This window comes from Devosia sp. 2618 (genome assembly GCF_040546815.1).
Classification (GTDB): Bacteria; Pseudomonadota; Alphaproteobacteria; order Rhizobiales; family Devosiaceae; genus Devosia.
In genome coordinates this window covers 1,767,532-1,791,910 of record NZ_JBEPOO010000001.1, presented here as the reverse complement: position 1 = coordinate 1,791,910, position 24,379 = coordinate 1,767,532, and the positions used below count along the sequence as shown (strand labels likewise).

Annotated in this window: 22 protein-coding genes; 15 read left to right on the top strand and 7 right to left on the bottom strand. The window is 60.8% G+C overall.

From position 1 onward, the window contains the following. Positions 1-36 precede the first annotated feature (36 nt). The gene (locus tag ABIE28_RS09065; protein ID WP_354062127.1) at positions 37-1,008 is read left to right on the top strand and encodes a phosphotransferase enzyme family protein; all 972 of its coding nucleotides are present in this window, start codon (positions 37-39) and stop codon (positions 1,006-1,008) included. On the opposite strand, the gene ABIE28_RS09060 is transcribed toward ABIE28_RS09065, so the two are convergent. The 4 genes from ABIE28_RS09060 to ABIE28_RS09045 all read right to left on the bottom strand — a co-directional run bounded on the left by ABIE28_RS09060 (position 1,005) and on the right by ABIE28_RS09045 (position 5,577). Continuing rightward, on the bottom strand, positions 1,005-2,291 hold the full coding sequence (locus ABIE28_RS09060; protein WP_354062125.1) for an O-antigen ligase family protein: 1,287 nt from the start codon (positions 2,289-2,291) through the stop codon (positions 1,005-1,007). The two genes, ABIE28_RS09065 and ABIE28_RS09060, sit on opposite strands and share 4 nt — an antisense overlap. Then, positions 2,288-3,811, bottom strand: coding sequence for an undecaprenyl-phosphate glucose phosphotransferase (locus ABIE28_RS09055; RefSeq protein WP_354062124.1), 1,524 nt, complete (start codon positions 3,809-3,811; stop codon positions 2,288-2,290). The genes ABIE28_RS09060 and ABIE28_RS09055 overlap by 4 nt, the downstream gene beginning before the upstream one ends. Before the next feature lie 72 nt (positions 3,812-3,883). Continuing rightward, a complete protein-coding gene (locus ABIE28_RS09050; RefSeq protein WP_354062122.1) occupies positions 3,884-5,014 on the bottom strand; it encodes a glycosyltransferase family 4 protein in 1,131 nt (376 codons plus the stop codon). Between the two features lie 11 nt (positions 5,015-5,025). Further along, a complete protein-coding gene (locus ABIE28_RS09045) occupies positions 5,026-5,577 on the bottom strand; it encodes a polysaccharide biosynthesis/export family protein (RefSeq protein WP_354062120.1) in 552 nt (183 codons plus the stop codon). Between the two features lie 153 nt (positions 5,578-5,730). Here ABIE28_RS09045 and ABIE28_RS09040 point away from each other — a divergent pair, with 153 nt between their 5' ends. Both ABIE28_RS09040 and ABIE28_RS09035 read left to right on the top strand, forming a co-directional pair. Beyond that, positions 5,731-7,893, top strand: coding sequence for a GumC family protein (locus ABIE28_RS09040; RefSeq protein WP_354062118.1), 2,163 nt, complete (start codon positions 5,731-5,733; stop codon positions 7,891-7,893). Positions 7,894-7,904: 11 nt separating this feature from the next. Beyond that, positions 7,905-8,945, top strand: a complete 1,041-nt coding sequence (locus tag ABIE28_RS09035; RefSeq protein WP_354062116.1) for a polysaccharide deacetylase family protein — start codon at positions 7,905-7,907, stop codon at positions 8,943-8,945. Here the strand turns inward: ABIE28_RS09035 and ABIE28_RS09030 are convergent, their stop codons facing one another. Further along, positions 8,946-9,152, bottom strand: coding sequence for a DUF2842 domain-containing protein (locus tag ABIE28_RS09030; protein ID WP_354062114.1), 207 nt, complete (start codon positions 9,150-9,152; stop codon positions 8,946-8,948). Between the two features lie 78 nt (positions 9,153-9,230). On the opposite strand from ABIE28_RS09030, the gene ABIE28_RS09025 reads away from it, so the two are divergent. From ABIE28_RS09025 to ABIE28_RS09000, 6 genes are all read left to right on the top strand, one after another. After that, the gene (locus ABIE28_RS09025) at positions 9,231-10,310 is read left to right on the top strand and encodes a COX15/CtaA family protein (RefSeq protein ID WP_354062112.1); all 1,080 of its coding nucleotides are present in this window, start codon (positions 9,231-9,233) and stop codon (positions 10,308-10,310) included. A gap of 144 nt (positions 10,311-10,454) precedes the next feature. Beyond that, positions 10,455-10,919, top strand: a complete 465-nt coding sequence (gene rplM / locus ABIE28_RS09020) for a 50S ribosomal protein L13 (RefSeq protein ID WP_354062110.1) — start codon at positions 10,455-10,457, stop codon at positions 10,917-10,919. A gap of 1 nt (position 10,920) precedes the next feature. Further along, entirely contained in the window at positions 10,921-11,403 is a 483-nt protein-coding gene (gene rpsI / locus ABIE28_RS09015; RefSeq protein ID WP_354062108.1) for a 30S ribosomal protein S9, read from the top strand. Positions 11,404-11,466: 63 nt separating this feature from the next. After that, complete coding sequence (locus tag ABIE28_RS09010) at positions 11,467-11,862, top strand: VOC family protein (RefSeq protein WP_354062106.1); 396 nt, start codon at positions 11,467-11,469, stop codon at positions 11,860-11,862. Positions 11,863-11,930: 68 nt separating this feature from the next. Then, positions 11,931-12,512, top strand: coding sequence for an SdpI family protein (locus ABIE28_RS09005; protein ID WP_354062104.1), 582 nt, complete (start codon positions 11,931-11,933; stop codon positions 12,510-12,512). Between the two features lie 169 nt (positions 12,513-12,681). Beyond that, positions 12,682-14,055, top strand: coding sequence for a dicarboxylate/amino acid:cation symporter (locus ABIE28_RS09000; protein WP_354062102.1), 1,374 nt, complete (start codon positions 12,682-12,684; stop codon positions 14,053-14,055). A 214-nt stretch (positions 14,056-14,269) separates the two neighbouring features. Here ABIE28_RS09000 and ABIE28_RS08995 read toward each other — a convergent pair whose 3' ends face one another. Next, positions 14,270-15,592: a glycosyltransferase gene (locus ABIE28_RS08995; protein ID WP_354062101.1), complete on the bottom strand. Its 1,323-nt coding sequence runs from the start codon at positions 15,590-15,592 to the stop codon at positions 14,270-14,272. Between the two features lie 416 nt (positions 15,593-16,008). Between ABIE28_RS08995 and ABIE28_RS08990 the strand changes: the two genes are divergently transcribed. After that, positions 16,009-17,223, top strand: a complete 1,215-nt coding sequence (locus ABIE28_RS08990) for an LL-diaminopimelate aminotransferase (protein ID WP_354062099.1) — start codon at positions 16,009-16,011, stop codon at positions 17,221-17,223. Between the two features lie 53 nt (positions 17,224-17,276). Here ABIE28_RS08990 and ABIE28_RS08985 read toward each other — a convergent pair whose 3' ends face one another. After that, entirely contained in the window at positions 17,277-18,245 is a 969-nt protein-coding gene (locus ABIE28_RS08985) for an ABC transporter substrate-binding protein (RefSeq protein ID WP_354062097.1), read from the bottom strand. A gap of 114 nt (positions 18,246-18,359) precedes the next feature. Here ABIE28_RS08985 and ABIE28_RS08980 point away from each other — a divergent pair, with 114 nt between their 5' ends. From ABIE28_RS08980 to recJ, 5 genes are all read left to right on the top strand, one after another. After that, positions 18,360-19,328 carry an iron-siderophore ABC transporter substrate-binding protein gene (locus ABIE28_RS08980; RefSeq protein ID WP_354062095.1) on the top strand — a complete coding sequence of 323 codons (969 nt, stop codon included), beginning with the start codon at positions 18,360-18,362 and terminating at the stop codon, positions 19,326-19,328. 313 nt (positions 19,329-19,641) lie between these two features. Continuing rightward, the gene (locus ABIE28_RS08975; RefSeq protein WP_354066427.1) at positions 19,642-20,982 is read left to right on the top strand and encodes a homoserine dehydrogenase; all 1,341 of its coding nucleotides are present in this window, start codon (positions 19,642-19,644) and stop codon (positions 20,980-20,982) included. 33 nt (positions 20,983-21,015) lie between these two features. Continuing rightward, a complete protein-coding gene (glpX, locus tag ABIE28_RS08970) occupies positions 21,016-22,002 on the top strand; it encodes a class II fructose-bisphosphatase (RefSeq protein WP_354062093.1) in 987 nt (328 codons plus the stop codon). Positions 22,003-22,068: 66 nt separating this feature from the next. Continuing rightward, positions 22,069-22,524, top strand: coding sequence for a cupin domain-containing protein (locus ABIE28_RS08965; RefSeq protein ID WP_354062091.1), 456 nt, complete (start codon positions 22,069-22,071; stop codon positions 22,522-22,524). Positions 22,525-22,566: 42 nt separating this feature from the next. Continuing rightward, on the top strand, positions 22,567-24,357 hold the full coding sequence (recJ, locus tag ABIE28_RS08960; protein WP_354062089.1) for a single-stranded-DNA-specific exonuclease RecJ: 1,791 nt from the start codon (positions 22,567-22,569) through the stop codon (positions 24,355-24,357). Positions 24,358-24,379 lie beyond the last annotated feature (22 nt).

Genomic DNA, 24,379 nt, shown 5'->3' with positions numbered 1-24,379 from the left:
GTTGCCCCGCAGGTCCCAAGCCTGGAGCTTTGCCCCATGCCGATTACGGCTGTCGATGTCGAACCCGCATTGTCGTCCTGGGTTGGACTGGATGGCAGCTGTGTGCGGCTCATCAATCACTCCGAAAACCTGATCTTTCGAATCGATACGCCTGTGCTGGGTAGCTTCGTTTTGCGTGTGCATCGGCCGGGATACCAGTCGAGGGCGTCGATAGAGAGCGAATTGGCATGGCTGATGGCGCTGCGCAGGGATACGACGCTGCCGATTTCGGAACCGATCATCGGCCGCGACGGGGCTTTGCTGCAGAGCTTTGAGACGCCGCATGGTGAGCGGCTGGCCGTGCTGTTCCGGTTTGCGCCGGGGCAGGAGCCCAGCCCTCATTCCGATCTGGATGACCTGTTCCGGACGCTAGGTGGCTATGCGGCGGAGCTGCATGATCATGTCAGCGCTTGGACGCCGCCAGAGCGGTTTGAGCGACAGGTCTGGCAAGCGGCGTCGATCCTTGATCCTGACGGCCTGTGGGGAGACTGGCGGATCGCGCCGGGCGTCGAAAACTCGCACAGGCTCGTTCTCGAAGAGCTATCGGACGCATTGCGGGGGCAATTGAAAGCCTATGGGACCGAGGCTGACCGCTACGGGCTGATCCATGCCGATATGAGGCTTGGCAATCTGCTGGTCGATGGCGATCGCGTGACGCTGATCGATTTCGATGACTGCGGCTTCTGCTGGTTCATGTTCGACTTCGCGGCGGCCATTTCCTTCCACGAAACCCATGCGGCGGTTCCGGCGTTGCGGGCCGCATGGCTGGAGGGCTATCTGGCTATTCGGCCGTTGAGCGCCGAAGATATCGCGGCCATGGACGCCATGGTGATGTTGCGCCGCATGGCCTTGCTGGCCTGGATCGGTTCGCATGCGGAAACCGTCCTGGCGCAACAGCACACGCCTGGTTTTGCCGATGGCACGGTGCAGCTGGCCGTGCGCTTTCTGCGTGGGCCGATCTGGTCCTAGACCAGCATGCGGTCGCGCGCAGCCGACCGACGATGGTCGTTGTTGATGGCTGTGGCGATGCCCCAGATCAGGCCGACGACCAGATAATAGTGTCGCCAGTGGTCGCTATCGATGATGGCGGATTCTACCACCAGCATCGAGAAAGTGGCGACGAGCGGGATCATCATCAGCCGGTAAGGGGAGGGGCGTTTCAGGGCCGCGATGCCGCGCCACAGGGTGAGGATGACCATCAGATAGTAGAGCGCCCCGCCGCCCCAGCCATAGACGTGCATGACCGAGACATAGACGTTGTGCGGCTCTTCGACGACGCGCATCTTGCTGAACTCGCCGGGTCCTATGCCGAGCGGATTGGCCAGTGCCAATTCGAACGCATAGCCCTGACGACCAAAGCGGCCAGTCTCGCCGGAGTCGTAGTTTTGGCTGGCAGCGCGGGCTTCGAAAAGGGCGGCGACGGATGGGATGCTGAGCAACCCGCCCAGCGCAATGACCAGCATCGCCGCGCCGACCAGCGACATGATCATTATGCGGACCTTGTCGCGCGCCGCCGATTCCAGCCAGAAGCACAACACCAGCACGATCAGCGACGACGCCGCGAAATGGCCCCACGCGCCGCGCGAGAAGCTGGCGAAGACGCCGATGAATAAGATGAGATAAATGCCGCCGGCGAAGAAGGCTTTTCGTCCGGAGCCCAGCAGGACGCGTTGCAGCGCATACATGGCGGGCAACACGAGGAAGGGGCCGAACACGTTGGGATCGTTGAAGGCGGCTTTGGCGCGTCCGTAGCGCGTGAAGATTTCGGTACCGGGGATGAGTCCGAGATAGCCGAGCGTGCCGATGAGCGCACTGGCGACCGCCGCAGCCGTATAGGCGTTCATCACGATCCGCATGCGCTTTTCAGTGGCTTCGGCAACGTAGTTGGCGATGAAATAGGCCGTCAGCATCAAGAAGATAGTGACGATGGAAAAGATAAGTGCACTTGGCAGCGGCGTCTGGCGCACCTGAAAACAGGCGATCAACGCGAAGGGGGTAAAGCCCACCATGATGGCGAAGAGGCCGAAGGTGGACCGGTAAAGCCCGATACCAGCGATCAGCGCGAGCGGCAGCACGGCAAGGAATGTCAGCTCGTAGGGCGAAGGCTCGAACAGCACGAGGCCGCCGGTAAAAATCCAGAAGCCGACCATCAGGTCGAGCAACCGGTGGGCACGCTGGCGAATGAAGGCAAGGCCGAGCCCTTCGGGCCCGGCCTTTGCAGTACCGCTAGTGAAGGTGCCGGTGGCGCTCAATAAGCGTTCTCGTTTTTGGAGACGAGCGACACGGGCGTCATCATCACGATGTAAAAATCGAACAGCAGCGACCAGTGCTCGATGTAATAGAGGTCGTGGTTTACGCGCTGCATGATCTTGTCGATGGTGTCGGTTTCGCCGCGCCAGCCATTGATCTGCGCCCAGCCGGTCATGCCAGGCTTGACGCGATGACGAGCGAAATAGCCTTCGACGGCTTCGTAATAAAGCTGGTTGTCGGCCTTGGCCTGCAGGGCATGGGGACGGGGCCCAACGATCGACAGCTCGCCCTTGAGCACGTTGAACAGCTGCGGCAGCTCATCGATGGAGGTCTTGCGGATGAACTTGCCGACGCGGGTGACGCGCGGATCGTCCTTGGTGACCAGCTTAGATGCCGACGCGTCAAGCATGTCAGTACGCATCGAGCGGAATTTGTAGATCTTGATCAGCTCGTTGTTAAAGCCATGCCGGTTCTGCATGAAGAAAACCGGGCCCTTGCTCTCAAGCTTGATGGCAATGGCGGTGATGATCATGATGGGGGACAAAAGGATCAGCGCAGTGACGGCGACCAGCTTGTCGAACACCCACTTGAACACCAGATTCCAGTCCGAGATAGGGCGGTCCGCCATGTCGAACACGGCGATGTCGCCGACATAGGAATAGGCTTTATGGGTGAACTTGAGTTTGCTCATATGCGCGGACAGCCGAATGTCGACCGGCAGCACCCAGAGCTGGGTCAGCATATCAAGCACACGCTTTTCGGCCGATAGCGGCATCGAAACCAGCACAAGATCAACCTCAGTGCGGCGAGCAAACTCGATCAGGTCGGCGACCTTGCCGAGCTTGGGGTAACCGGCGACCGTTTCGGGCGACCGGTCATCGATGCGGTCATCGAACAGGCCGAGCAATTCGATGTCATTGCTGGCACCATCGCGGATCTGATCAATCAAGGCTTCGGCATCCTTGCCGCCGCCAACAATGACGGTGCGGCGACGCAGGCGACCCTGTTGGGTCCAGCGCATGACGATAGCGCGTAACGTCATCCGGTAGGCGACAAGCAGGACGGCACCGCCGATGAACCAGGTAATGACCCAGACCCGCGACACCAGATCGGCCGCCTTGAAAAAGAAAATGCCGACAGTGAGCATGGTCATGACCAGCGTCCAGCCAACAAGCACGCGGCCAGTTTGGTTGAAGATGGTGCGATAGGCCGTGATGCGGTGCGTTCTCGCTGCGTTGAATAGGATATTGGCCAGAAGGCAGGAGGCCAAAACGACCGGAACGTAGAAGGATGGACTGCCGATATCGACGTAGAACAGGAAAATGCCGTAGCCCAGTACGGCGAGCAGCGCGGATTCAATAACCTGCGCCACGCCCGACACCACAGAGCCCGAAATTGTCCGCTCGACCGGGGCTGCAATAATAGCCTCAGCGGGAGCCGACAGGGTACGGCCGGAGTCGCCTGCGGCGGTCTGCTTCAAAACGTGCTCCTGCACGGCCTGCTTGGGGTCAACTCGATACATGGTACGCTACCGGTACAGAACTCTTGCCGACATCGTCGCAGCAAGGCGTTTATACTCAGTGAAGCGCGAGGCTTAACCTCGTTTCAATACCGTGTGGTAGAGGGTTTCGATTGCGCTGGTCATCGTGGCAAGCGAGAAATTGCTTTCGATGCGCTTGAGGCGTTCCAACATCTCGGCCTTGGCGGCGGCAGGGTCGTCTAAAGTGTCCTGCATCTTGGTGCGCAGGGCGTCGACGTTGCCCGCAGGAACAAGGCTGTCCGAGGTGGCGCCGAAGATTTCGGGGATGCCGCCGACGCGGGTGGCGATGACCGGCAGTTGAGCCGCAGCAGCTTCCAGAACGACATAGGGCAGGGACTCTGCCAGCGACGGCACGACGGCGATGCGGCCGCGCGCGAAGGTTGGGCGGGCCGGTTGTGCACCGAGCAGGCTGACGCGCTCGGTAAGGCCCAGCTTGGTGATCTGGGCTTCGAGTTCTGCGCGGCTTGGGCCGTCACCGGCCATGACCAGCGTTGCAGGTCTGGCGTCGGGGCGTTTGAGCGGCGCGAGCGCCTCGACCAGCACATGGATACCCTTGAGGTCGCGCAACTCTCCGACGAACACGAAATCAGCCGCGTCAGTAGACGGTGCCACTGGAATGAATTCGTCCGGGCTCAGGCCGTTATGGATGACCTCAGTGGGGCAGGTGGGTTTGCCGATCAGCGCGGAGTACGTGTCGCGCGCGTAGGCGCTTTCAAAAATGATTGCGCCGGTCTGCTTCATCAGCAGGCGTTCGAGTTTGTGAAACACGCGGCCAGACAGCGAGGATTTGGAGAAGTGCAGCACGCCGCCATGAGGCGTGTAGAGCGTTGCCGCTTTGCTGCCGCCGAGGCGGGCGAGGCGCGCATAAAAGCCGCCCTTGGCGCCGTGGCCGTGGAGCACATCGATATTCAGCGCGCGGGCTAGTTTGCGGACGGCAAACGGCGTCTTGAGATCGCCCTTACCCAAAGTGCGCGGCATAGCGAAGCGATGAATGCCCAGGCTGGCATACGGCAGCAGGTCGTGCAGTTTTTGCTCGGTCTGGCCATCATTGGCGAGACTGTCGACGACAAGCCCAACCTCATGGCCATTGGCGGCTAGCGCGCGGGTCAGATCGGCGACGTGGCGAAACAGGCCGCCCACAGGCGCCCGCATGACCTGCAGGATGCGCAGATTGGGCTGGGCCATCGTCGTCCCCGTCAGAACCAGCGTTCCAGAATGACGATGGTGTCGCCGGGATAAATCGGGAAGTCGAGATCGACGGTGCCCTTGACCATCTGATCGCCCTGCTGACGATAAACCAGAGCGCGGTTGCGGTCGGCTGTATCTGAGAAGCCGCCCGATGTGCTGATCGCGGCGCGGACGGTCATGCCATAAACATACTGGAACTGACCGGCATTGCGCACTTCGCCCTGAATGAAGAAGGGCCGGTATTCAGCCACTTCAACAGCAACGTTGGGGTTGCGCATATACCCATTAGCGAGTGCCCCGGCGAGGCGGCTGGCGGCGACTTTTGTCGTCGTGCCGCGCACGGGAACCTGGCCAACCAACGGGAATGAGATCGAGCCGCTATCGTCAACGCGGTAGGTATTGGTGAGCTCGGCGTCGCCGTAAACCGAAACGCGAACCGAGTCGCCGGTATCGAGTTGGTAGGGGCCCTTGGTCTCGACCAAGTAGGTGGCGGGGCGCGTGGAGGCACACGCCGCCAGAGGCAGCATCAGTGCAATTGTGAGAATGGGCATCCAGCGCATGAGAATCCCCGGCACTTTCGAGATGCACCAATCTCACGCATTCATGGTTAATAAATCCCTTCCTTGCGTACCGTATTGCTCCCAATGGTGGGCGATTAACGGATTACTTACCACGCAGTCGCAATAACTCTGGTCATAGTGCGAGGGTGAATAATGGCGTTTGAGTCGCAGGTCGTGCGCGACGCTCGGATCAATGTGGCAGCAGTGCTTGGGGCGGTCGTTCGGCGGCTGCCTCGGATTCTGCTTGTCACTGGGCTGCTGCTGGCCGCCACATTCGTCATTCTGATGTTTATGCCGCGGATGTACGAGTCCTCGGCGTCGATCCTGGTTGAGCCCCGCAGTAACGTCTATACGCGCGCCTCCAATGAGCAGGCCCCATCCGTCACCGGCGGCGAAGCAGGCGTCGTGTCGAGCCAGATCGAACTGATCAAGTCGCGTGACACTCTGCTGCGCGTGATCGACCAGCTGGACCTTCGCTCGATCCCTGAATTCAACGGCACCAGCAGTGCAGGGGGCTTTTCGCCGCTCGGCGTCGTCACGCAATTGCTGGGCCGACGTTCGACGCCCGTTAGTGTCGACGAGACTGTGCTGAGCAATCTCTATGAGCGCCTGACGGTCATTCAGGAACGCGACTCGCGCATCATCTCGGTGCTGGTGCGCTCGACCAGCCCGCAGCTGGCTGCCGATATCGCCAATGCTGTCGCCGCCGCCCACGTCGCGCGTCGAGCCTCGCTTTCACTGTCTGACACGGCGGAAGCGTCGGGCTGGATGAGCGAAGAAATCGCCAAGCTGCGCGTCTCCGTCATGGAGGCCGAAACTGCTGTCGCGACCTTCAAGGTCAACAACGACCTGTTCATCGGCTCCAACAACACCAGCCTGCTCGATCAGCAGCTGTCGACTGTCGCCACCCAGATCAGTTCGGCGCAGGAGCGCAAGAACGCGGCTCTGTCGCGGGCCGCGCTCATTCGCGGCATGATCCAGCGCGGCCAGCCCATCGACGGCATCAGCGATGTGCGCCAGTCCGTCATTATCCAGCAGTTGAGCCAGGAGAAGGCGCGACTGCAGGGCGAAATGGCCCAGCGCTCTGCGACCCTGCTGCGCAATCATCCTGCCATTCTTGCACTTGCTGCCCAGATTGCCGAACTCAACAACCAGATCAGCATCGAAGGCCGTCGCGTTGCCGATGCGCTTGAAGCGGAAGCACAGATTGAAGCCGATCTTGAAACCTCGCTACAGGCCGACCTTACCCGCGCCAAGTCCTCCGCCTCGACGGCTACACAGGACACTGTGACGCTTGATGGTTTGCAACGCGAAGCCAAGGCGCAGCGCGACCTGCTCGAAGGCTATCTGCAGCGCTATAGCGAGGCAGTGTCCCGCGTCGACTCCAGCTCGGCTTTGCCGGACGTGCGCGTTGTCACTGAAGCGGCACCCGCTGTCTCTCCCGCATCGCCCAAGACGGCGTTCATTCTGCTTGCCGTAGGCATCGTTGCTCTGGCGACCCAACTCGGCCTCGTCATCTTTGGCGAGCTGATCTCCGGCCGCGCTATAATCCCCGGCGCAGCGCCAAGCCGTGGCCAGGATGAATTGGATAGCGTGCCGTTCAATGAAGGCGAGCTTGAGCCCGAACAGAAATGGACTGATCCTGCTTCCGAAGCGGCCGAGCCTGATGTTGCGCCTGTATTGGCAGCGGTCACCAGTGTGCCAGACGATGCGCCGATAGTTGCCGAGGCGGCGCCGGTCGCTCCCGTCGTGGCGCGTGCGGAGGGACCTAAGGTGGTGGCGCTGGCCGACCTGTCATCGGACCTGGTGCTTGGCCGTACTCATCTGGTGCTGCTCGCCGCACATGGCTCGAACGTCAACTGCGAAGTGCTGGCCGAGGAACTGGTTGGCGATGCCCTTAGCCGCGGCCTGAGCGTTGCGCTGGTGGACGCTGGCAGTGGTCGTCGAGAAGACGAGCTCGGCATGTCCGACCTCAGCGCCGATGGCGCCAGCTTTGGCGATGTCGTGCACAAATCTGCCGACAACAGCTTTGCCGAAGTCCCATGGGGCACCGCTCGGTTCATCGCACCAAATTCGGGGAAGCCGCTGACATTGGTCGAGGCGCTGGGCGATATCTACGAAGTCGTGGTGCTGATGACAGGGCGCGTCGGCAAGGGCTCAAGCCTCCCGATGTTTGAGGGTGTCGAGGGGCGTCTGGTGCTGGTGGTTGGCCCCGAGGATGACCTCGACGAGGTTGCCGTAACGCGCTCGCGCCTACTGGAATCTGGCTTTGATCGCTGCGAGATCGCGGCGGCACCGGCGCGTGTTGCAGCCTGACAGGAGCTGCTATGTCAGCCAAATATGCGGCGATCCGAGCTATGTTCGAAGCCCTGTGGCTGTCCCGGCTGCCAGGGCTCATTCGGTCGCTATCCAAATCGCGCGGCGTGATCTTCACGCTGCATCGGGTCCTGCATGACAAGCCCGCCGACTTTTCACCAAACGCCATCCTGCAAGTTCGGCCCGATTTTCTCGACTACGTCATCGAACGTATTCGTGAGCTGGATATCGACATCGTCAGTCTCGACGAAGCCATCGAGCGCGTCACCGCGCCTGAGGCCGGTCGACGTTTTGTCGTCCTGACCTTTGATGACGCCTATAAGGACAATCTGGTCTTCGCGCTGCCGATCCTGCGCGCGCACAGTGCGCCCTTCACGCTTTATGTGCCGACCGCGCTGGTCGATGGCGTAGGGGAGATCTGGTGGCAAGCGATTGAGGACATTATCGCGCGGCAGGATGCCATTGCCATCACGCAGGGCGATGACACGGATTATCTCGACAGCCGCACTACGGCGGAGAAAAACGCCGCGTTCAACCGCCTCTATTGGCTACTGCGTAAAATGCCCGAGATGAACCGCGTCGAGCTCGTTCGCAGCTTCGCCGCTTCCTATGGCTATGATCTCGACCAGCAATGCCGTGCTCTGATCATGGACTGGCAGGAATTGCGCACCTTCGCCGATGACCCGCTCTGCACCATCGGCGCGCACACCGTGCATCATTACGAACTGGCCAAGCTGTCGGAAGAACAAGCCAGCAGCGAAATGTCCCAGTCGGCCGACATCATCAACGCCCAGTTCGGCAAACGTCCGGAGCACTTCTCATATCCGCTTGGCGGGCCGCTTTCGGCGGGTGAGCGCGAATACGATCTGGCGCGCGATCTGGGCTTTAAGTCCGGCGTCACAACTCGCCCCGGGGGGCTATATGCCCACCATGCCGAAACACTGCATGCCCTGCCGCGCGTCTCGCTCAACGGCTACTTCCAGGCGTATCGCTATGTCGACGTCTATGCGACCGGCGCGGTGTTCACGGTGATGGGCAAGCTGACTGGCTGATCAGGCGTCGGGCTTCGCCATCCACCGAATGATCTGCATGGCCGGATACAGCCAGCCCATGCCCGCAACGATGAAATACGGCATCAGGATCCAGATCGGCAGATCGGGCGGAAACGCCAGATAGATCGACGTGAAAATCGATAGCCAGGCGATGATCGAGCCAAGGATCAGCAAGATGCCGAGGGCTTTTCGGTTGCGCTGTGTCATGTGCGGCATCGCGGCTATTGCGGGAAATTCGACACGGGCATACCACTCCGGCCTCTCGACCGACACCGGGAAACTGCCGTGACCACGATCCAAGATGCCGCACTGACCCAAACTACCATCGCCCATGACCGCCTGCGCCCCGTGCGAATCTGGCTCTACGTCATGGCCTTCATGGTGCTCTGTATGGTGATGGTAGGCGGCATGACGCGCCTTACCGGGTCAGGTCTGTCCATCACGACGTGGCGGCCCATTTCGGGAATCATCCCGCCGATGTCGGAAGCCGAGTGGATGGCCGAGTTCGCCGGCTACAAGCTGATTCCGCAGTATGAGGTCTATAATCACTGGATGACCCTTGAGGACTTCAAGGGTATTTTCTGGTGGGAGTGGATCCACCGTTTCCTCGGCCGCATGCTCGGCTTCGCCTTCGCCATTCCCTTTGTCGTCTTCCTCGTCCAGAAACGCCTGACGCGCGACATGGCGCTGCCACTGGTGGGGCTTTTCCTGCTCGGCGGCTTTCAGGGCTTCCTCGGCTGGTGGATGGTGTCGTCGGGTCTGTCCGAACTCACTTCCGTGTCGCAATACCGACTCGCGACCCATTTGACCGCCGCCGCACTATTGCTGCTGGCGCTGATCTGGGTCGCTCGAAGAATGCGGCCGCAACCGACGCAAGGTGTCGTGACGCGCTTCAACGTTACGTCCATCGCAATCCTTTTGGCCATGCTGGTGTTGCAGATCGCGGCCGGTGGTTTTGTCGCGGGCATCGATGCCGGCATGGGGTTCAACACCTGGCCGCTGATGGAAGGCAAGCTGATCCCTGATGGGCTCGGTGCCTATGATCCGGCGTGGCGCAGCATGTTTGAGCATGGCCTGACAGTGCAGTTCAATCACCGCATCCTGGCCTATCTCATCACCATCGTGACCTTCGTGCTGCTGATCCTGCAGATGCGCAGGGCAGGGTTGGGCGGCGTTCACCGATGGATGGCCGTGATTGCCGTGCTCGTTGTGGCGCAGGTCGGCCTCGGTATCGCGACACTGCTGTCGATGATCCAGATCGATCTGGCCGTTGGCCATCAGGGCCTAGCCTTCATTCTGGCATCGAGCATCTGCGCCTATCTGGCAGACATGACGAAAAAGCGGTCACTAGGTGCGGTATTATAATACCGCATCCATAAGTTGTTGATTTTGCTGATATAAATTGACCCCCTTGACGTTGTCGGGAATCCCCCATAAACGACGCCACGAACACGCTGCTTTCCTCGATTGATGAAGGCCGCAAGCCTAAGAAATCTAGGGAATTCAAGCATGAGCACTTACTCGGCAAAACCGAGCGAGATCGAAAAGAAGTGGATCCTGATCGACGCCGATGGCCTCGTCGTGGGTCGTGTTGCTTCGATCATCGCTTCGCGTCTGCGCGGCAAGCATAAGCCTACCTTCACCCCACACATGGACATGGGCGACAACATCATTGTCATAAATGCCGACAAGGTGAAGCTCACCGGCCGTAAGCTGGACCAGCACAAGTTTTATTGGCACACCGGTTTCCCCGGCGGCATCAAGGACCGTACTGCTCGTCAGCTGCTGGAAGGTCGTTTTCCAGAGCGCGTGCTCGAGAACGCCGTCCGTCGCATGATGCCTGGCGGCCCGCTGACTCGTGCTCAGCTCAAGAACCTCCGCGTCTATGCCGGCGCTGAGCATCCCCACGAAGCGCAGAACCCAGCCACGCTGGACGTTGCTGCGATGAACTCCAAGAATGCGCGGGTGAAGTAATATGGCTGAAACCATCAACTCCCTCGAAGAGCTCGGCACCTCGACCGTCGCTCCTGCGATCAACACTGCACCGATTCACGAGCAGAAGCTCGATGCTCAGGGCCGCGCCTATGCAACCGGCAAGCGCAAGAACGCCGTTGCTCGCGTCTGGATCAAGCCAGGCAAGGGCAAGGTCGTCGTCAACGGTCGCGAATTCGCAACCTACTTCGCGCGGCCAGTTCTGCAGCTGATCGTCAAGCAGCCAATCGTTGCGACCGAACGCACCGACCAGTACGACGTCGTCGTCACTGTTGCTGGTGGTGGTCTGTCCGGCCAGGCCGGTGCCGTTCGTCACGGCATCTCCAAGGCACTCAACTTCTTTGAGCCAGCCCTGCGCCCGACCCTCAAGAAGGGTGGCTTCCTGACCCGCGACAGCCGCGTCGTCGAACGCAAGAAGTACGGCAAGGCCAAGGCCCGCAAGTCCTTCCAGTTCTCGAAGCGCTAAGCTTCAAATCCAGATTTATGCGAAGGGCCGGGAGACCGGCCCTTTTCTTTTGTGGAGCGCGCCTTGTTCAGCCACATCACCGTCGGTGCCAGTGATCTCGATCGCGCCGCCAGCTTTTACGATGCCGTTCTATTGCCCTTAGGGCTTCGTCGCCGCGTGGTTGCGCCCGACGGTGGACCGCCAGCAGTGTGCTGGGTCGGGGGGGGGCATCGCTCCCGCGCTTTTATGTCTATTCACCCTACAACGGACAGCCTACCAGCGCCGGGAATGGCAGCATTTCTCGCTGCGTCGGCACAAGCTGTTGATGCCGCCCATGCGGCAGGGCTCGCTAACGGCGGAACCGATGATGGCGCACCGGGAATTCGGGTGCACTATGGGCCAGATTACTACGGCGCCTACCTGCGCGATCCAGATGGCAACAAACTCCATCTGGTTTTTCGCGGCGAGCGGCTTATCTAGCTGACATGCGCTCGCTTGTGACACGATTCCATTTACTGCTCCTGGCCGTCACCGTGGCGATAACGGGCGTGGGTTATTATCGAATTCCGGCTGACTTCGCTTTTGCAGCGCATTGGGCCGGCAATAGTCCCGACTGGATCTGGCCACGTGACACGACACTGATTGTAGCGCCGATGGTGCAGATCGTTCTGCTGGCTGCATTCTTCCTCATTGGCCGGCTGCTCACTAAAAACCACTACGCCAAGGTCCAGCATATCTTCGATCCCTCGCTGACACTGCTAATGGCGGTCGTCGCGTCGACGCAACTTGGCCTCTTGCTGACGGGCATCGGTTCCGACCTCGATTTCGTCCGCTTCACCGGCCTCTGGTTCGGCGTCGCCCTTCTCGTTCTCGGCATCGTCCTGTTCGAGGCTGAACGACACACCTATGCCGGGCTGCGTATGCCGTGGCCCATTCGCAGCGAAAGGGGCTGGCGGATTGTCCATCGCCTAACCGGGTTGGCATTCGGTCTTGCAGGCGTTGCCTTGGGTGTGCTGGTCTGGCTCGACGTGGGCAACGGCCTACTCGTTACGGCCTTCTGCGCCGCTGTTTTCGTGCCCGTTGCCATTGCAGGACTCTCCACGCTTTTCAGCCGCGCCCGATCCGCCTGAGGCATAACGTGCTCATAACGGCTATCTGGTGAGGCGATTTTTCTCTTTCGTACCGGGATATGGAAGCTCGTGCGCAGAGTTTTCCGGCGCAGAGGCGTAGATTGTGGCTAATTTTGAGGCATGACGCTCAGACACTGAGCGAATACCTCTGGCAATCCGCAGGTTTCATATGTCCCCGACCACTCTCTCCGCAGCTCGGGCGCCGCGCGCGCCCAAGCCGTTCTATCGATCCTTTGGCTTCCAGGTGCTCGCCGCCATGGTCATCGGCCTCATCCTGGGCTACATCGCCCGCGAAATCGGCCCCGATGCCGCCGGCAATGCCAACTGGCTGACCCAGACGCTGGCCACGATTGGTTCGACCTTCGTGTCAATGCTCCGCGCTCTGGTGCCAGTGCTGGTCTTTACGGCCATCGTCGCCTCCATCGCCAACCTTCGCGAACTCAACAATGCCGCCAAGCTGGTTTGGCAGACCCTTTTGTGGTTCGCCATCACGGCACTGATCGCCGTTGCCATCGGTATTGCGCTCGGCCTCATCATCCAGCCCGGCCTCAACACTGCAGTCGCTGCGGAAGCTGCCCGTGCGCCATCGTCGACAGGTTCGTGGCTCGATTTCCTTAAGGGCCTGATCCCGTCCAATATCCTGGGCTTGCAGGCGTCGACCCGCGTCACCGATAGCGGCGCGACCACCAGCCTCAACTTCAACGTGCTGCAGATCCTGGTCGTTTCGATCGTGGTCGGTATTGCAGCGCTCAAAGTCGGCGCTGCCGCCGATCCGTTCCTCGCCTTCAACCGCGCCTTCCTCAAGATCGTGCACAAGATCCTGTGGTGGGTGATCCGCCTGACACCAATCGGCACCATCGGCCTGCTCGGCAATGCCGTTGCGGTCTATGGCTGGGACGCACTGGCGCAGCTGGGCTGGTATTCAGCCGCCATCTATATCGGCCTCGCCCTCGTGCTGTTCGTGGTCTATCCGGTTTTGTTGCAGGCCCATGGCCTCAACCCAATCCGCTACTTCCAGAGCGCATGGCCGGCCATTCAGCTCGCCTTCGTGTCGCGGTCGTCCATCGGTACGCTGCCGGTGACCGAACGCATCACCGAGCAGAACCTCGGCGTGCCGCGTGAATACGCAGCCTTCGCCGTGCCGCTGGGGGCGACCACCAAGATGGACGGTTGCGCCGCCATTTACCCAGCGATCTCGGCCATCTTCGTGGCCCAGTTCTTCGGCATCCAGCTTGGCATCCAGGAATACCTGCTGATCGTCTTCGTGTCGGTCATTGGTTCGGCAGCAACGGCTGGTTTGACCGGCGCCACCGTCATGCTGACGCTGACCCTCTCGACCCTGGGCCTGCCACTTGAAGGCGTCGGCCTGCTGCTCGCAGTCGACCCGATCCTCGACATGGGCCGTACCGCGGTCAACGTCGCGGGGCAGGCACTGGTCCCAACCATCGTCGCCAGGCGCCAGGGCATCCTCAATCAGGAAGTCTATGACCGCGGCGAAAGCATCGACGCGCTCGATAGCGCCGAAGCGGTTCCAGCCGAATAAGGCGGGGTTCCAAAGCATGCAAAAGGGAGGCGAAAGCCTCCCTTTTTTGTTGGATCATCGTGCCACGCCCTCGTGGTTCGAGGCGCGAAGAACGCGCACCTCACCATGAGGGCTACTCTTGGTGAGGTGCTTCAGTAGTCCTCATGGTGAGGTGGGAGCGTAGCGACCCTCGAACCACGAGGGCGTACCGCTGTGCTAAGGCTGGCACCTGCCACTACCCAACCAGCTTGAGCGCCGGTTTGATTTTCTTGAGCTTCTTGGCCTTGGGTACGCGTGGCACATAGTTGTCCATGACGCGTTCGATGACCTTAATGGCTTTCTCGGTGCCTTCTTCGGCATGCAGTTGCTCGGCGATGTCGGCAGCGTTGCGGCGATAGTCTTCGTTAGTCGTCAGATCTGCCAGGGCGCCGGCGAGGATTTCCGAGTTCAGCTTGCGCAGGCGCACAGGCTTTGGACCACAGCCAAGCTCATAGACGCGACGGCCCCAATAGGGCTGATCGACCGTCTGCGGCACCACAAAGGTCGGGCGTCCGAGGTGGAGGCCCGCGGAGGTCGTGCCCGCCCCGCCATGGTGGACCACGGCCGAGACGTATTTGAACAGCTTGTCGTGCGGCGCCTTCTCGATAGCAAAGATCGTGCTCGGCAGGTCGTGCGGATTGATGCCGCCCCAACCCCGCGCCACGACGGCACGGCCGCCCCACATGGCGACGGCTTCCTTGAGGATCTTGGTGTTGCGCTCGGCGCCGAATGGCATCGAACCAAAGCCGATATAGACGGGCGCATCGCCTTCCGAGAGGAACTTCTGGAATTCTTCCGACGGTTGCCAGTCGCTGCGATCCTTGAGGTTCCAATAACCCGAGACGATGGCGCTCTTGGGCCAGTCACGCGGGCGAGGGGAGATGGTCGCGGAATAGGCGTAAAGCGTCGTCAGCGAGGTGCCGTCGGTATTGCGGAAGAAGCCGCCCTTCTTGCGCGCATCTAGCCCCATCAACTCACGGCGCAGCTTGTTGCGCGGCAGGTTGTAATAGATCTGCTGCACGGTCATCGCCGTGTAGCTGAGCTTGTTGAAGGCCGGTCCGAAATCAGCGCCGTAATCGTAATAGATGCAGAGCGGGAATTCGCTGGTCGAATTGAGCGGCTGCAGGCCGACCATGATGGCCGGAATATGCAGCGCCTCGGCAATGTCGATGCCAAAGCTGGTGTTCATGTTCAGAATCAACATGTCCGCGCCCTGGCACATATTCCATGCGTGGCGGGCAGCGGTGTCGACGATCTGCTGGCCTTGGCGCAGCAGGGACGGGCCATTGATGAGCATGGACTGGCTCATCGCATTCTCGAATCGCTGCTGCAGCAGGAAGGCCTGAATGGATGGGCCGAGCGTGTGGAACTCGATTCCGTAGCCTTCGACCATGCTCTGGAACTCTTCCGAGGCCCCGAGAATAACCGAATATCCCTTTTCCTTCAGCGCGATGGCAAGCGCCAGATAGGGCTGAACGTCGCCTTGCGTGCCGATCGTCACCAGGGCAATGCGCTTCAAAGTCTTACCTCACCGTATGCCGCTCTCAAGCCGAAGGTTGGCTTCCGACCGGCCATTTACAATAGCTGGAGGACGATTTAAGAACGGCCTTGTCGATAGCTGATTTCATTACAAAAATCGCATCTGAAGGGCAAGGGACATGCAGTCTCTGTACACTGTTGCTAAGGTTGGAGCCTCGCTCGCCGGCTGTGCAGTGTCTGCGGCTGCCTTTGGGGCAGCGGCGAACGCCCGCTAGCTCTTCCCGCGTGGCCCCATCGGGCCGGGAAGAGCCGAACACGACAAAGCGCCCCGAAAATGGGGTTGTTTAACCCGTTCACAACCATAATTCCGCGATAATCACGGCCTCAAAGAGAGGCGTGGCGACCCCTAACGGCGCGTCGCGGCCCAGTTCAGGTCTCAGGACCGCCGAGGAAATCATGAGCGACGACTTCCACAAAATCCGCCGTCTTCCCCCATACGTGTTTGCCCATATCGATCCGCTCAAGGCTAAGGCCCGCGCCGAAGGCGTCGATGTGATCGACCTTGGCATGGGCAATCCGGACATGCCCACGCCGCAGCACATCGTCGAAAAGCTGCAGGAAACGGTCAAGGACGGCCGCACCCACCGCTATTCGTCGTCGCGCGGGATTCCCGGCCTGCGCAAGGCACAGGCGAGCTATTATGGTCGCCGCTTTGGCGTGAAGCTGAACCCCGACACGCAGGTTGTCGCGACCCTCGGCTCCAAGGAAGGCTTTGCCAACATGGCTTCGGCCATCACCGCCCCCGGCGACGTGGTGCTGGTGCCAAACCCGACCTATCCGATCCATTCCTTCGGCTTCATCATGTCTGGCGGCGTCGTCCGCTCGATGCCGGCTGATCCGAACGAAGATTTCATGCGGTCGCTGGACCGTGCCGTGCGGCACTCGATCCCCAAGCCAATTGCGCTGGTGCTGAACTACCCGGCCAATCCGACCGCCTATACGGCTGACCTCGATTTTTACACCGAGGTCGTCAAGTATTGTAAGGCGCACGACATCTTCATCCTGTCCGATCTCGCTTATTCCGAGATCTATTTCGATGAAGATTCTCCACCGCCATCGGTGTTGCAGGTTCCGGGCGCGATCGACATCACGGCCGAATTCACCTCGATGTCCAAGACCTATTCGATGCCCGGTTGGCGCGTGGGCTTTGCCGTCGGCAATGAGCGGCTGATTGCTGCGCTTTCTCGCGTGAAGTCTTACCTCGATTACGGCGCGTTCACCCCAATTCAGGTCGCGGCAACGGCAGCGCTCAATGGCTCCGATGACGTGATCGAAGAAGTGCGCAAGATCTACAAGCATCGCCGCGACGTGATGGTCGAGAGCTTTGCCCGTTCCGGCTGGGACATCCCAGTTCCAAAGGCGACGATGTTTGCTTGGGCGCCAATCCCAGCCCAGTTCGCTCATCTTGGCTCGCTCGAATTTGCCAAGCTCCTGATCAAGGAAACCGGTGTCGGCGTCGCGCCAGGCGTGGGCTTTGGCGAATATGGCGACCAGTATATCCGCCTTGCTTTCGTTGAAAACGAACAGCGCATCCGTCAGGCGGCGCGCAATATCAAGAAGCTGCTCGGCTCCAAGCCAGGGCAGGGCAATGTGGTGCCGTTGGTCGGCTAATCACTGCAATCAATCGAAATGAAAAGAGCCCGGATAATCTGGGCACTTTTGCGTTAGTTCTTGAGCACTTCAGCCAGGTCGTTGACCAAAATTTGCAGCGACCATCTGATGGCTGACGGGGAGGGCGCCACGACGGCCATCACCATGCTCGGATCGGCAATGCCGACATAGTGACCCTCAGCCACCGGGCGATAGCGGCTGTAGACCGGGTCGGTCTTCACATACTCGATCTCTTCGGGCTCATTGTGCCAGGCAACCAGTACGTCGGTATCGATCGTGGCAAGCCTCTCAGTGCTCAGATCAATGCCGTCGGTCGCAGCAGAAACCTCGGGCGGCAGCGAAAAGCCCAGATCGACCAGCATCTGCACCCGTGACGCGTCTGGCGAATAGACATGCATGATGCCCGAGCCGGGCACGATGTAGCTAAAAATCGCAGTCCTGTCGGCAAATTCAGGATGCGCGGCGCGCTCGGCTGCAACGGCGGCATTGGTATCGGCGATGAGCTGCTCGGCCTCGGCGGTCTTGCCTAGCGCCTTGCCGATAGTCATCGTCACGTCCTGCCAGCGACCGTCCCAAGCGGACTTTTCATAGGCGACAGTCGGCGCAATTGAGGACAGGCGGGCAAAGTCGTTCTCGTCGATGCCACTCATCGGCGCGAGGATCACATCGGGATCAAGCGCCAGAATGTCCTCGAAGGGAATTCCGTCATCAATGCTGAGCAGAGCAGAGCGCTCCGGCGCGATGGCCGCGATAGTGTCGGCGAACCACGGCAGCAGGCCCGTGCCGTCATCACCCCAAGTGACCTTGGGCGTGCCGACGGGGATAATACCCAAATCGGCGACGATATCCTGCGTCATCCAGCCCAGCGTCACCACCCGCACGGGCGCTGCCGGAATGATCGTCGGACCATAGATATGATCGACGCTGACCGGGAATTCGTCGGCAATTGCCGCTACGGGTGCAAACGCCGCAAGCGCGAGCAGGCTGATGGCCACCGGCAGGGCGAGAATTCTCAATGTCATAAAAAACTCCACTCACGATCGAGATGTGACCGTACCGGCGGCTGGCTACAGTTTTTTCATGACATTGCCAATCATGTTTTGTATGGCATGGCGAAACCCATCCAAAGGTGCGCCATGTTCCGCTCGTTTGCTTTCGTTATCCCTCTCACCCTCATATCTGGCAGCGCCTTAGCGCAGGAATTTCCGGTAACGCTGGAGCATGTCTGGGGCTCAACCACCATCGAGGCCGAGCCGCTACGCGTCGTCACTTGGGGCTGGGGCAATGAAGACGCGGTAATCGCGCTCGGCGTCGTTCCCGTCGGCATTCCTTTTCAGTCCTACGGCGGCGGCGACAATGGTATCCAACCATGGTTTGAGACTGCACTCGAAAAGCTGGGTGCCAGCGCGCCGACGGTAATGAGCAATTCGGGCGAACCACCATTCGAGCAGATCGCCGCTCTCAACCCAGACCTGATCATCGCCGCGTTCTCCGGCGTCACCGAGGACCAATATGCTTTGCTGTCTGGGATCGCGCCGACGGTGGCATATTCCGGCGACGCCTATTCAAGCTCTTGGCAAGACATCGCCCGCACCGTGGGCAAGGCGCTGGGCAAGTCCGATGAAGCTGAAGCGCTGGTCGCTGATACCGAAGGTTGGCTGGCCGACGAGTTCGCCAAGCACCCGGTTTTGTCCGAGATCAGCTTCGCCAGTGCTAACGACTATGACGGCTCCATCGCCGTCTACGCGCCGCTCGATTCCCGCATCCGGTTCCTGACTGATCTTGGCCTGAAGCTAAACCCAAGCGTCGCCGCACTCGCGCCCGCCGATGGTCAATACTTCTATCCGCTGAGCTATGAGCTGTTCGACAAGCTCGAAGGCGATATCTTCGTGACCTATTACGAGGAGCAGTCGGCCCTCGACGCCTGGCTGGCAACGCCACAGGCAAAGTCGTATCCGCCCATCATCAATGGCGGGCTCGCGGCGCTTGTCGGCACCGAGCAGGTCGCTGCCGTATCGCCGCCAAGCGTGCTGTCTCTGCGCTGGGGCTTCCCGACATATTTGGATGTGCTGGTCGATGCGGCCACCAACGTCGCCAAGCGTTGAGCGCTCAGGTCGGCGCAACGTAGCGCAATTGATGCATAAAAATCGGGCGTTTAGAGCGGTATCTTGTGCGATGGCATCTTGCCGCGCTGCCAAACACCAAACTCCTATTGACGGCTAGGCGAAATCCTATGCAGATGGCGCCACCATGAGTGATATCCAGTCTTTCCGCCAAGCCGTAGAATCTTTCATCTCCGCCCGTGGCTGGACGCCAACACGGTTCGGCCGCACCGTCGCGGGCGATCCGCTGTTCGTGTTTGACCTGCGCGAGGGCCGCGAACCGCGTTCCGATACGCGCGCCCGCATCCTCAAGGCGATGCAGGAATTCGGCGAAGGTGAGACGCTGCCACCGCTGCGCGTGGGCGTTGCCGGTCTCGGCAATGTCGGCGCGACGCTGGTGCGCATCCTGCAAAAGGATGGCGCTGAACTCACGCGAAAACTTGGCCGCAAACTCGTTGTGACGGCCGTTGCCGCGCGCTCGCGTTCCCGCGACCGCGGCATTGATATTTCTGGCCTCGACTGGTTCGACGACCCGGTGGCGCTGGCCAAGTCCGATGGGATCGACCTGTTCGTCGAGCTGATCGGCGGCGAAGACGGTCCGGCATTCGCTGCGGTCAAAGCTGCGCTTGAAATCGGCCGGCCGGTCGTGACCGCCAATAAAGCCCTTCTCGCCAAGCACGGCGTTTCGCTCGCCAAAATGGCCGAAGAGTCGGGCGCTCAGCTCGGCTTTGAAGCCGCTGTTGCCGGTGGTATTCCGGTCATCAAGACGCTGCGCGAGGGTCTCGGCTCGGCCCGCATCGCCAAGGTGTTCGGCATCATGAACGGCACCTGCAACTATATCCTGACCCGCATGGGCAATGAGGACATCAGCTTTGCTGACTGCCTCAAGGACGCGCAGGCGCTCGGCTATGCCGAAGCCGATCCGACCTTTGACGTCGAAGGTTTCGACACTGCGCACAAGCTGTCGATTCTCGCGACGCTCTGCTTTGGCTACGAAATCGCGCCCGACCAGATCCGCGTCGAGGGTATCTCCAAGATCACCCAGCACGACATCAAGGTGGCCGCAGAGCTTGGCTACAAGATCAAGCTGCTGGGCATTGCGCAGCGCACCGATGAAGGCATCGAGCAGCGCGTGCACCCCACCTTCGTACCCAAGGGCTCGGCCATTGCCGGCGTCGATGGCGTGATGAACGCCGTCGCCCTCGAAACCGACCACGTGCATGAGCTGCTACTGGCCGGTCCCGGTGCTGGTGGTCCGCCTACCGCTGCGTCGGTCCTGTCCGATATCCTCGACATAGCCCGTGGCACCCGCGTGCCGCCGCTGGGCGTCCCGGTCGAAGAACTGCTGCCCTATAAGCAGGCGCCTATGCGCGCCCATGACGGCGGTTATTACATCCGCCTCAGCGCCAAGGATGTACCTGGTGCCCTCGCTGCCATCGCCACCCGCATGGGTGAGCGCGGCATTTCGATCGACTCTGTCATCCAGCGTTCCGATTTGAACGCTAAGGCAGTGGCGCCCGATGGTTCGCCAACCCGCACTGTGGTGTTGATCACTCAACAGACTTTGGAAGCGTCTGTGCGTGAATCGCTTGCGCAGATCGCCGCTGACGGGTTTATCGTGGGTGAGCCACAATTGATCCGGATCGAAACGCTCTAGGCCGTCTGGGGCGATTGGGCCCCGGGAGGACGCATGAAACTGAGCAAGGCAGAGGGCGACAAGAGCCCCGCCCATCTGCATCGCAGCCTGACACTGGAACTGGTGCGCGTCACTGAACGCGCAGCAACTGCTGCCGCCGAATGGCGCGGCAAGGGGAACGAGCAGGCCGCCGACGAAGCCGCCGTCAAAGCGATGAAGGCCGAACTCGACCGCGTGTCGATCTCGGGCCGCATCGTCATCGGCGAAGGCGAAGAGAATGAGTGCGACGACCTCTTTATCGGCCAGGCCGTCGGCGCGGGCGAGGGGCCCGAGGTCGATATCGCCGTCGATCCGCTTGAAGGCGTCACTCTCTGCGCAAAGAACCAGCCCGATTCTATCGTCGTGCTGGCCATGGCCGAACGCGGCGGACTGCTGAACGTTGCCCGCAACGTCTATATGCACAAAATCGCCATCGGCGCCGAATATGCACCCGGCACGGTTCATATCGACTGGACCGCGACGGAAAACGTCAAGGCACTGGCCAAGGCCAAGGGCGTTCCGATCAGTGAAATCACCGCCATCGTGCTCGACCGTCCGCGTCATGCCGGACTGATCGAAGAACTGCGGACCACCGGCGTGGCCGTCAAACTCATAAGCGATGGTGACATCGCCGGCGTGATCCATGCGGTCAACACCGAGGATACCGGAATCGATATCTATCTCGGTTCTGGCGGCGCGCCGGAAGGCGTGTTGGCCGCTGCCGCGCTGCGTTGCATCGGTGGGCAAATGCAGGGCAAGCTGATCCTCGATAGCCAGTCCAAGCGCGAACGTGCCTTTGCCATGGGCATCGAGGACCCCAATCGCATCTATGACGTGACAGAACTCGCCGCCGGCGACGTTCTGGTGGCTGCCACCGGCATCACTGACGGCACCTTGCTGGAAGGCGTCCGCCTGCGCCGCAACTCGGTGGTGACCAGCACCATCGTCATGCGCAGTTGGAGCCAAACAGTCCGCTGGATCAAGGCGCAGCACGCGCGGTAGCATTTGCTTGACACCCTTGGGTGGCAGGAGGAGGCTCTGTACCTTGAACGGTAACGGAGCAAGGTTATGCCAACTCCTGTTTTCGTCGTGCGTGCGGATGCGGATCGGCATGGCCATCCCATCAATTTCCTGAACGGCAGGTTTGATACCAAAATCACATCCAGCGATTCCGACGGTGCGCTGCTCGTCATCGATACCGTTCGCACCGGCAGCGGCGGCCCGCCGCTTCACTATCACCATGACATAGACGAGACATTTTTCGTCCAAGAAGGCGCGTTTCGGTTTCGGGTTGGCGACGAGTTTTTCGAGCTGCGCCCGGGAGACATGATCTTTGGTCCACGGCGCGTGCCGCACGCCTTCCGTAACACGACCGCGACGGGTCGTCTGATGGTGATGTTTAGGCCCGCCGGGACGATGGAAGCATTCTTTACGTCGCAAATGCTCGATCCGATGTCGGAGCAGTTTCGGCAGTTAAGTCGGCTGCATGGGATGGAGGTGGTCGGTCCGCCTTTGCCCGCCTAGCTTTTGCTCGACCGGTGCTTGGAAATCGCCTAACTCTGCAACATGTTCGACGCCCCGCGCCCATTCTTAGACGTTACCCGATCCGTGACTGGCCGGGCCTGGGTCGACCGTCTTGATGCCACCACCACCCGCACTGCGACGGCGATTTCTCAGCGCAGCGGCATCCCCGAAATCCTCGCGCGCATTATGGCCGCGCGTGGTGTGTCGCTCGACGAATCTGCCGCGTATCTCGAACCCACCATTCGCGGGCTGATGCCCGATCCGTCGACTTTGACGGCCATGGACCCGCTCGCTGACCGGCTGGCCAAAGCCATCGCCGACAACGAGGACATCGCGCTATTCGGTGACTATGACGTGGACGGCGCCTGTTCCTGCGCGCTGATGGCCCGCTATCTGCGCCACTTTGGTATTGAGCCGCAGGTGCATATTCCCGACCGCATCTATGAAGGCTATGGCCCCAACATCGCGGCCATGGACAAGCTCATCGAAGCCGGCGCCACGCTGATCATCACGCTCGACTGCGGCACGACCAGTGAAAAGCCCATTGCCCACGCCCGTGGGCGCGGTGTCGATGTGCTGGTGATCGACCACCATCTGGCTGACCACGAACTGCCGGACGCCAATGCGTTGGTCAATCCAAACCGCCCAGACGATATTTCCGGCCTTGGCTACCTCTGCGCTGCCGGCGTCACCTTCATGGTGTTGGTCGCCGTCAACCGCGCCTTGCGTAACCGTGGCGATACCGGACTGCCCGATCTGCTCAAGCTGCTCGATCTGGTCGCGCTGGCGACGGTCTGCGATGTGGTGCCGCTGGTTGGTCTCAACCGCGCCTTTGTGGTGCGCGGGCTGGAAGTGGCGCGCCGGGGCGATAATCTCGGCATGGCCGCTTTGGCGCTCGCCGCCCGCGTGTCAGGCCCGCTCAATCCCTATCACCTCGGCTTCCTTATCGGCCCCCGCATCAATGCCGGCGGTCGCATCGGCAATGCCGCTCTGGGCACCGAACTGCTGACAGTCGAGGACGAACACCACGCTCTCTCAATCGCAGCACGGCTGGACGAGCTTAATACCGAGCGCCAGCGCATTGAAGTCGACGCCGTCGAAGAGGCTATCTCCGTCGCCGAACTGGAAATCGGCAATGGCGAAGGCCCGCCGGTCCTCGTGCTGGCGTCGGCCAATTGGCACCCTGGTGTTGCCGGCCTTATCGCCTCACGCCTCAAGGATCGGTTCGAACGCCCCACCTTCGCCATTGCCCTGCAACCCGACGGTACAGGCACCGGCTCGGGCCGCTCTATGCCGGGCGTCGATCTTGGCCGCGCTGTGATCGAAGCGGTCGATCTGGGACTGGTGGCCAAGGGCGGCGGCCACGCCATGGCGGCTGGCGTCACCATCAAGACTGGCCAACTCGGTCCGTTCCGGTCGTTCCTCGCCGAAAAACTCTCTGTCGACGTTGCCGCTGCCCGCGCCGCCACGGCTTTGCCGATTGATGCAGCGCTTACCGCGCGTGGTGCCTCGCTCGACCTCGTGCATGATCTGGAACGGGCAGGGCCGTTTGGCTCGGGCAATCCGGGACCACTTTTTGCCTTCCCCGCGCACCGCGCCAGATTTGCGCAGGTCGTCGGCAAGGGCGGGCATGTCAGCTTCACGCTGACCTCCGAAGATGGTGCGCGGCTAAAGGCAATCGCCTTCCGTGCCGCAACCACGGCAATCGGCGATACACTTTTGCGCGGCACCGATGCGCCTATGCACTTTGCAGGTGCGCTTTCCATCGACCATTATCAGGGCCGCGAGCAGGTTCAATTCCGCCTGACCGACATCGCTAAACCTAAGCCATAAAAGAAACTTCTCACTGATCCAC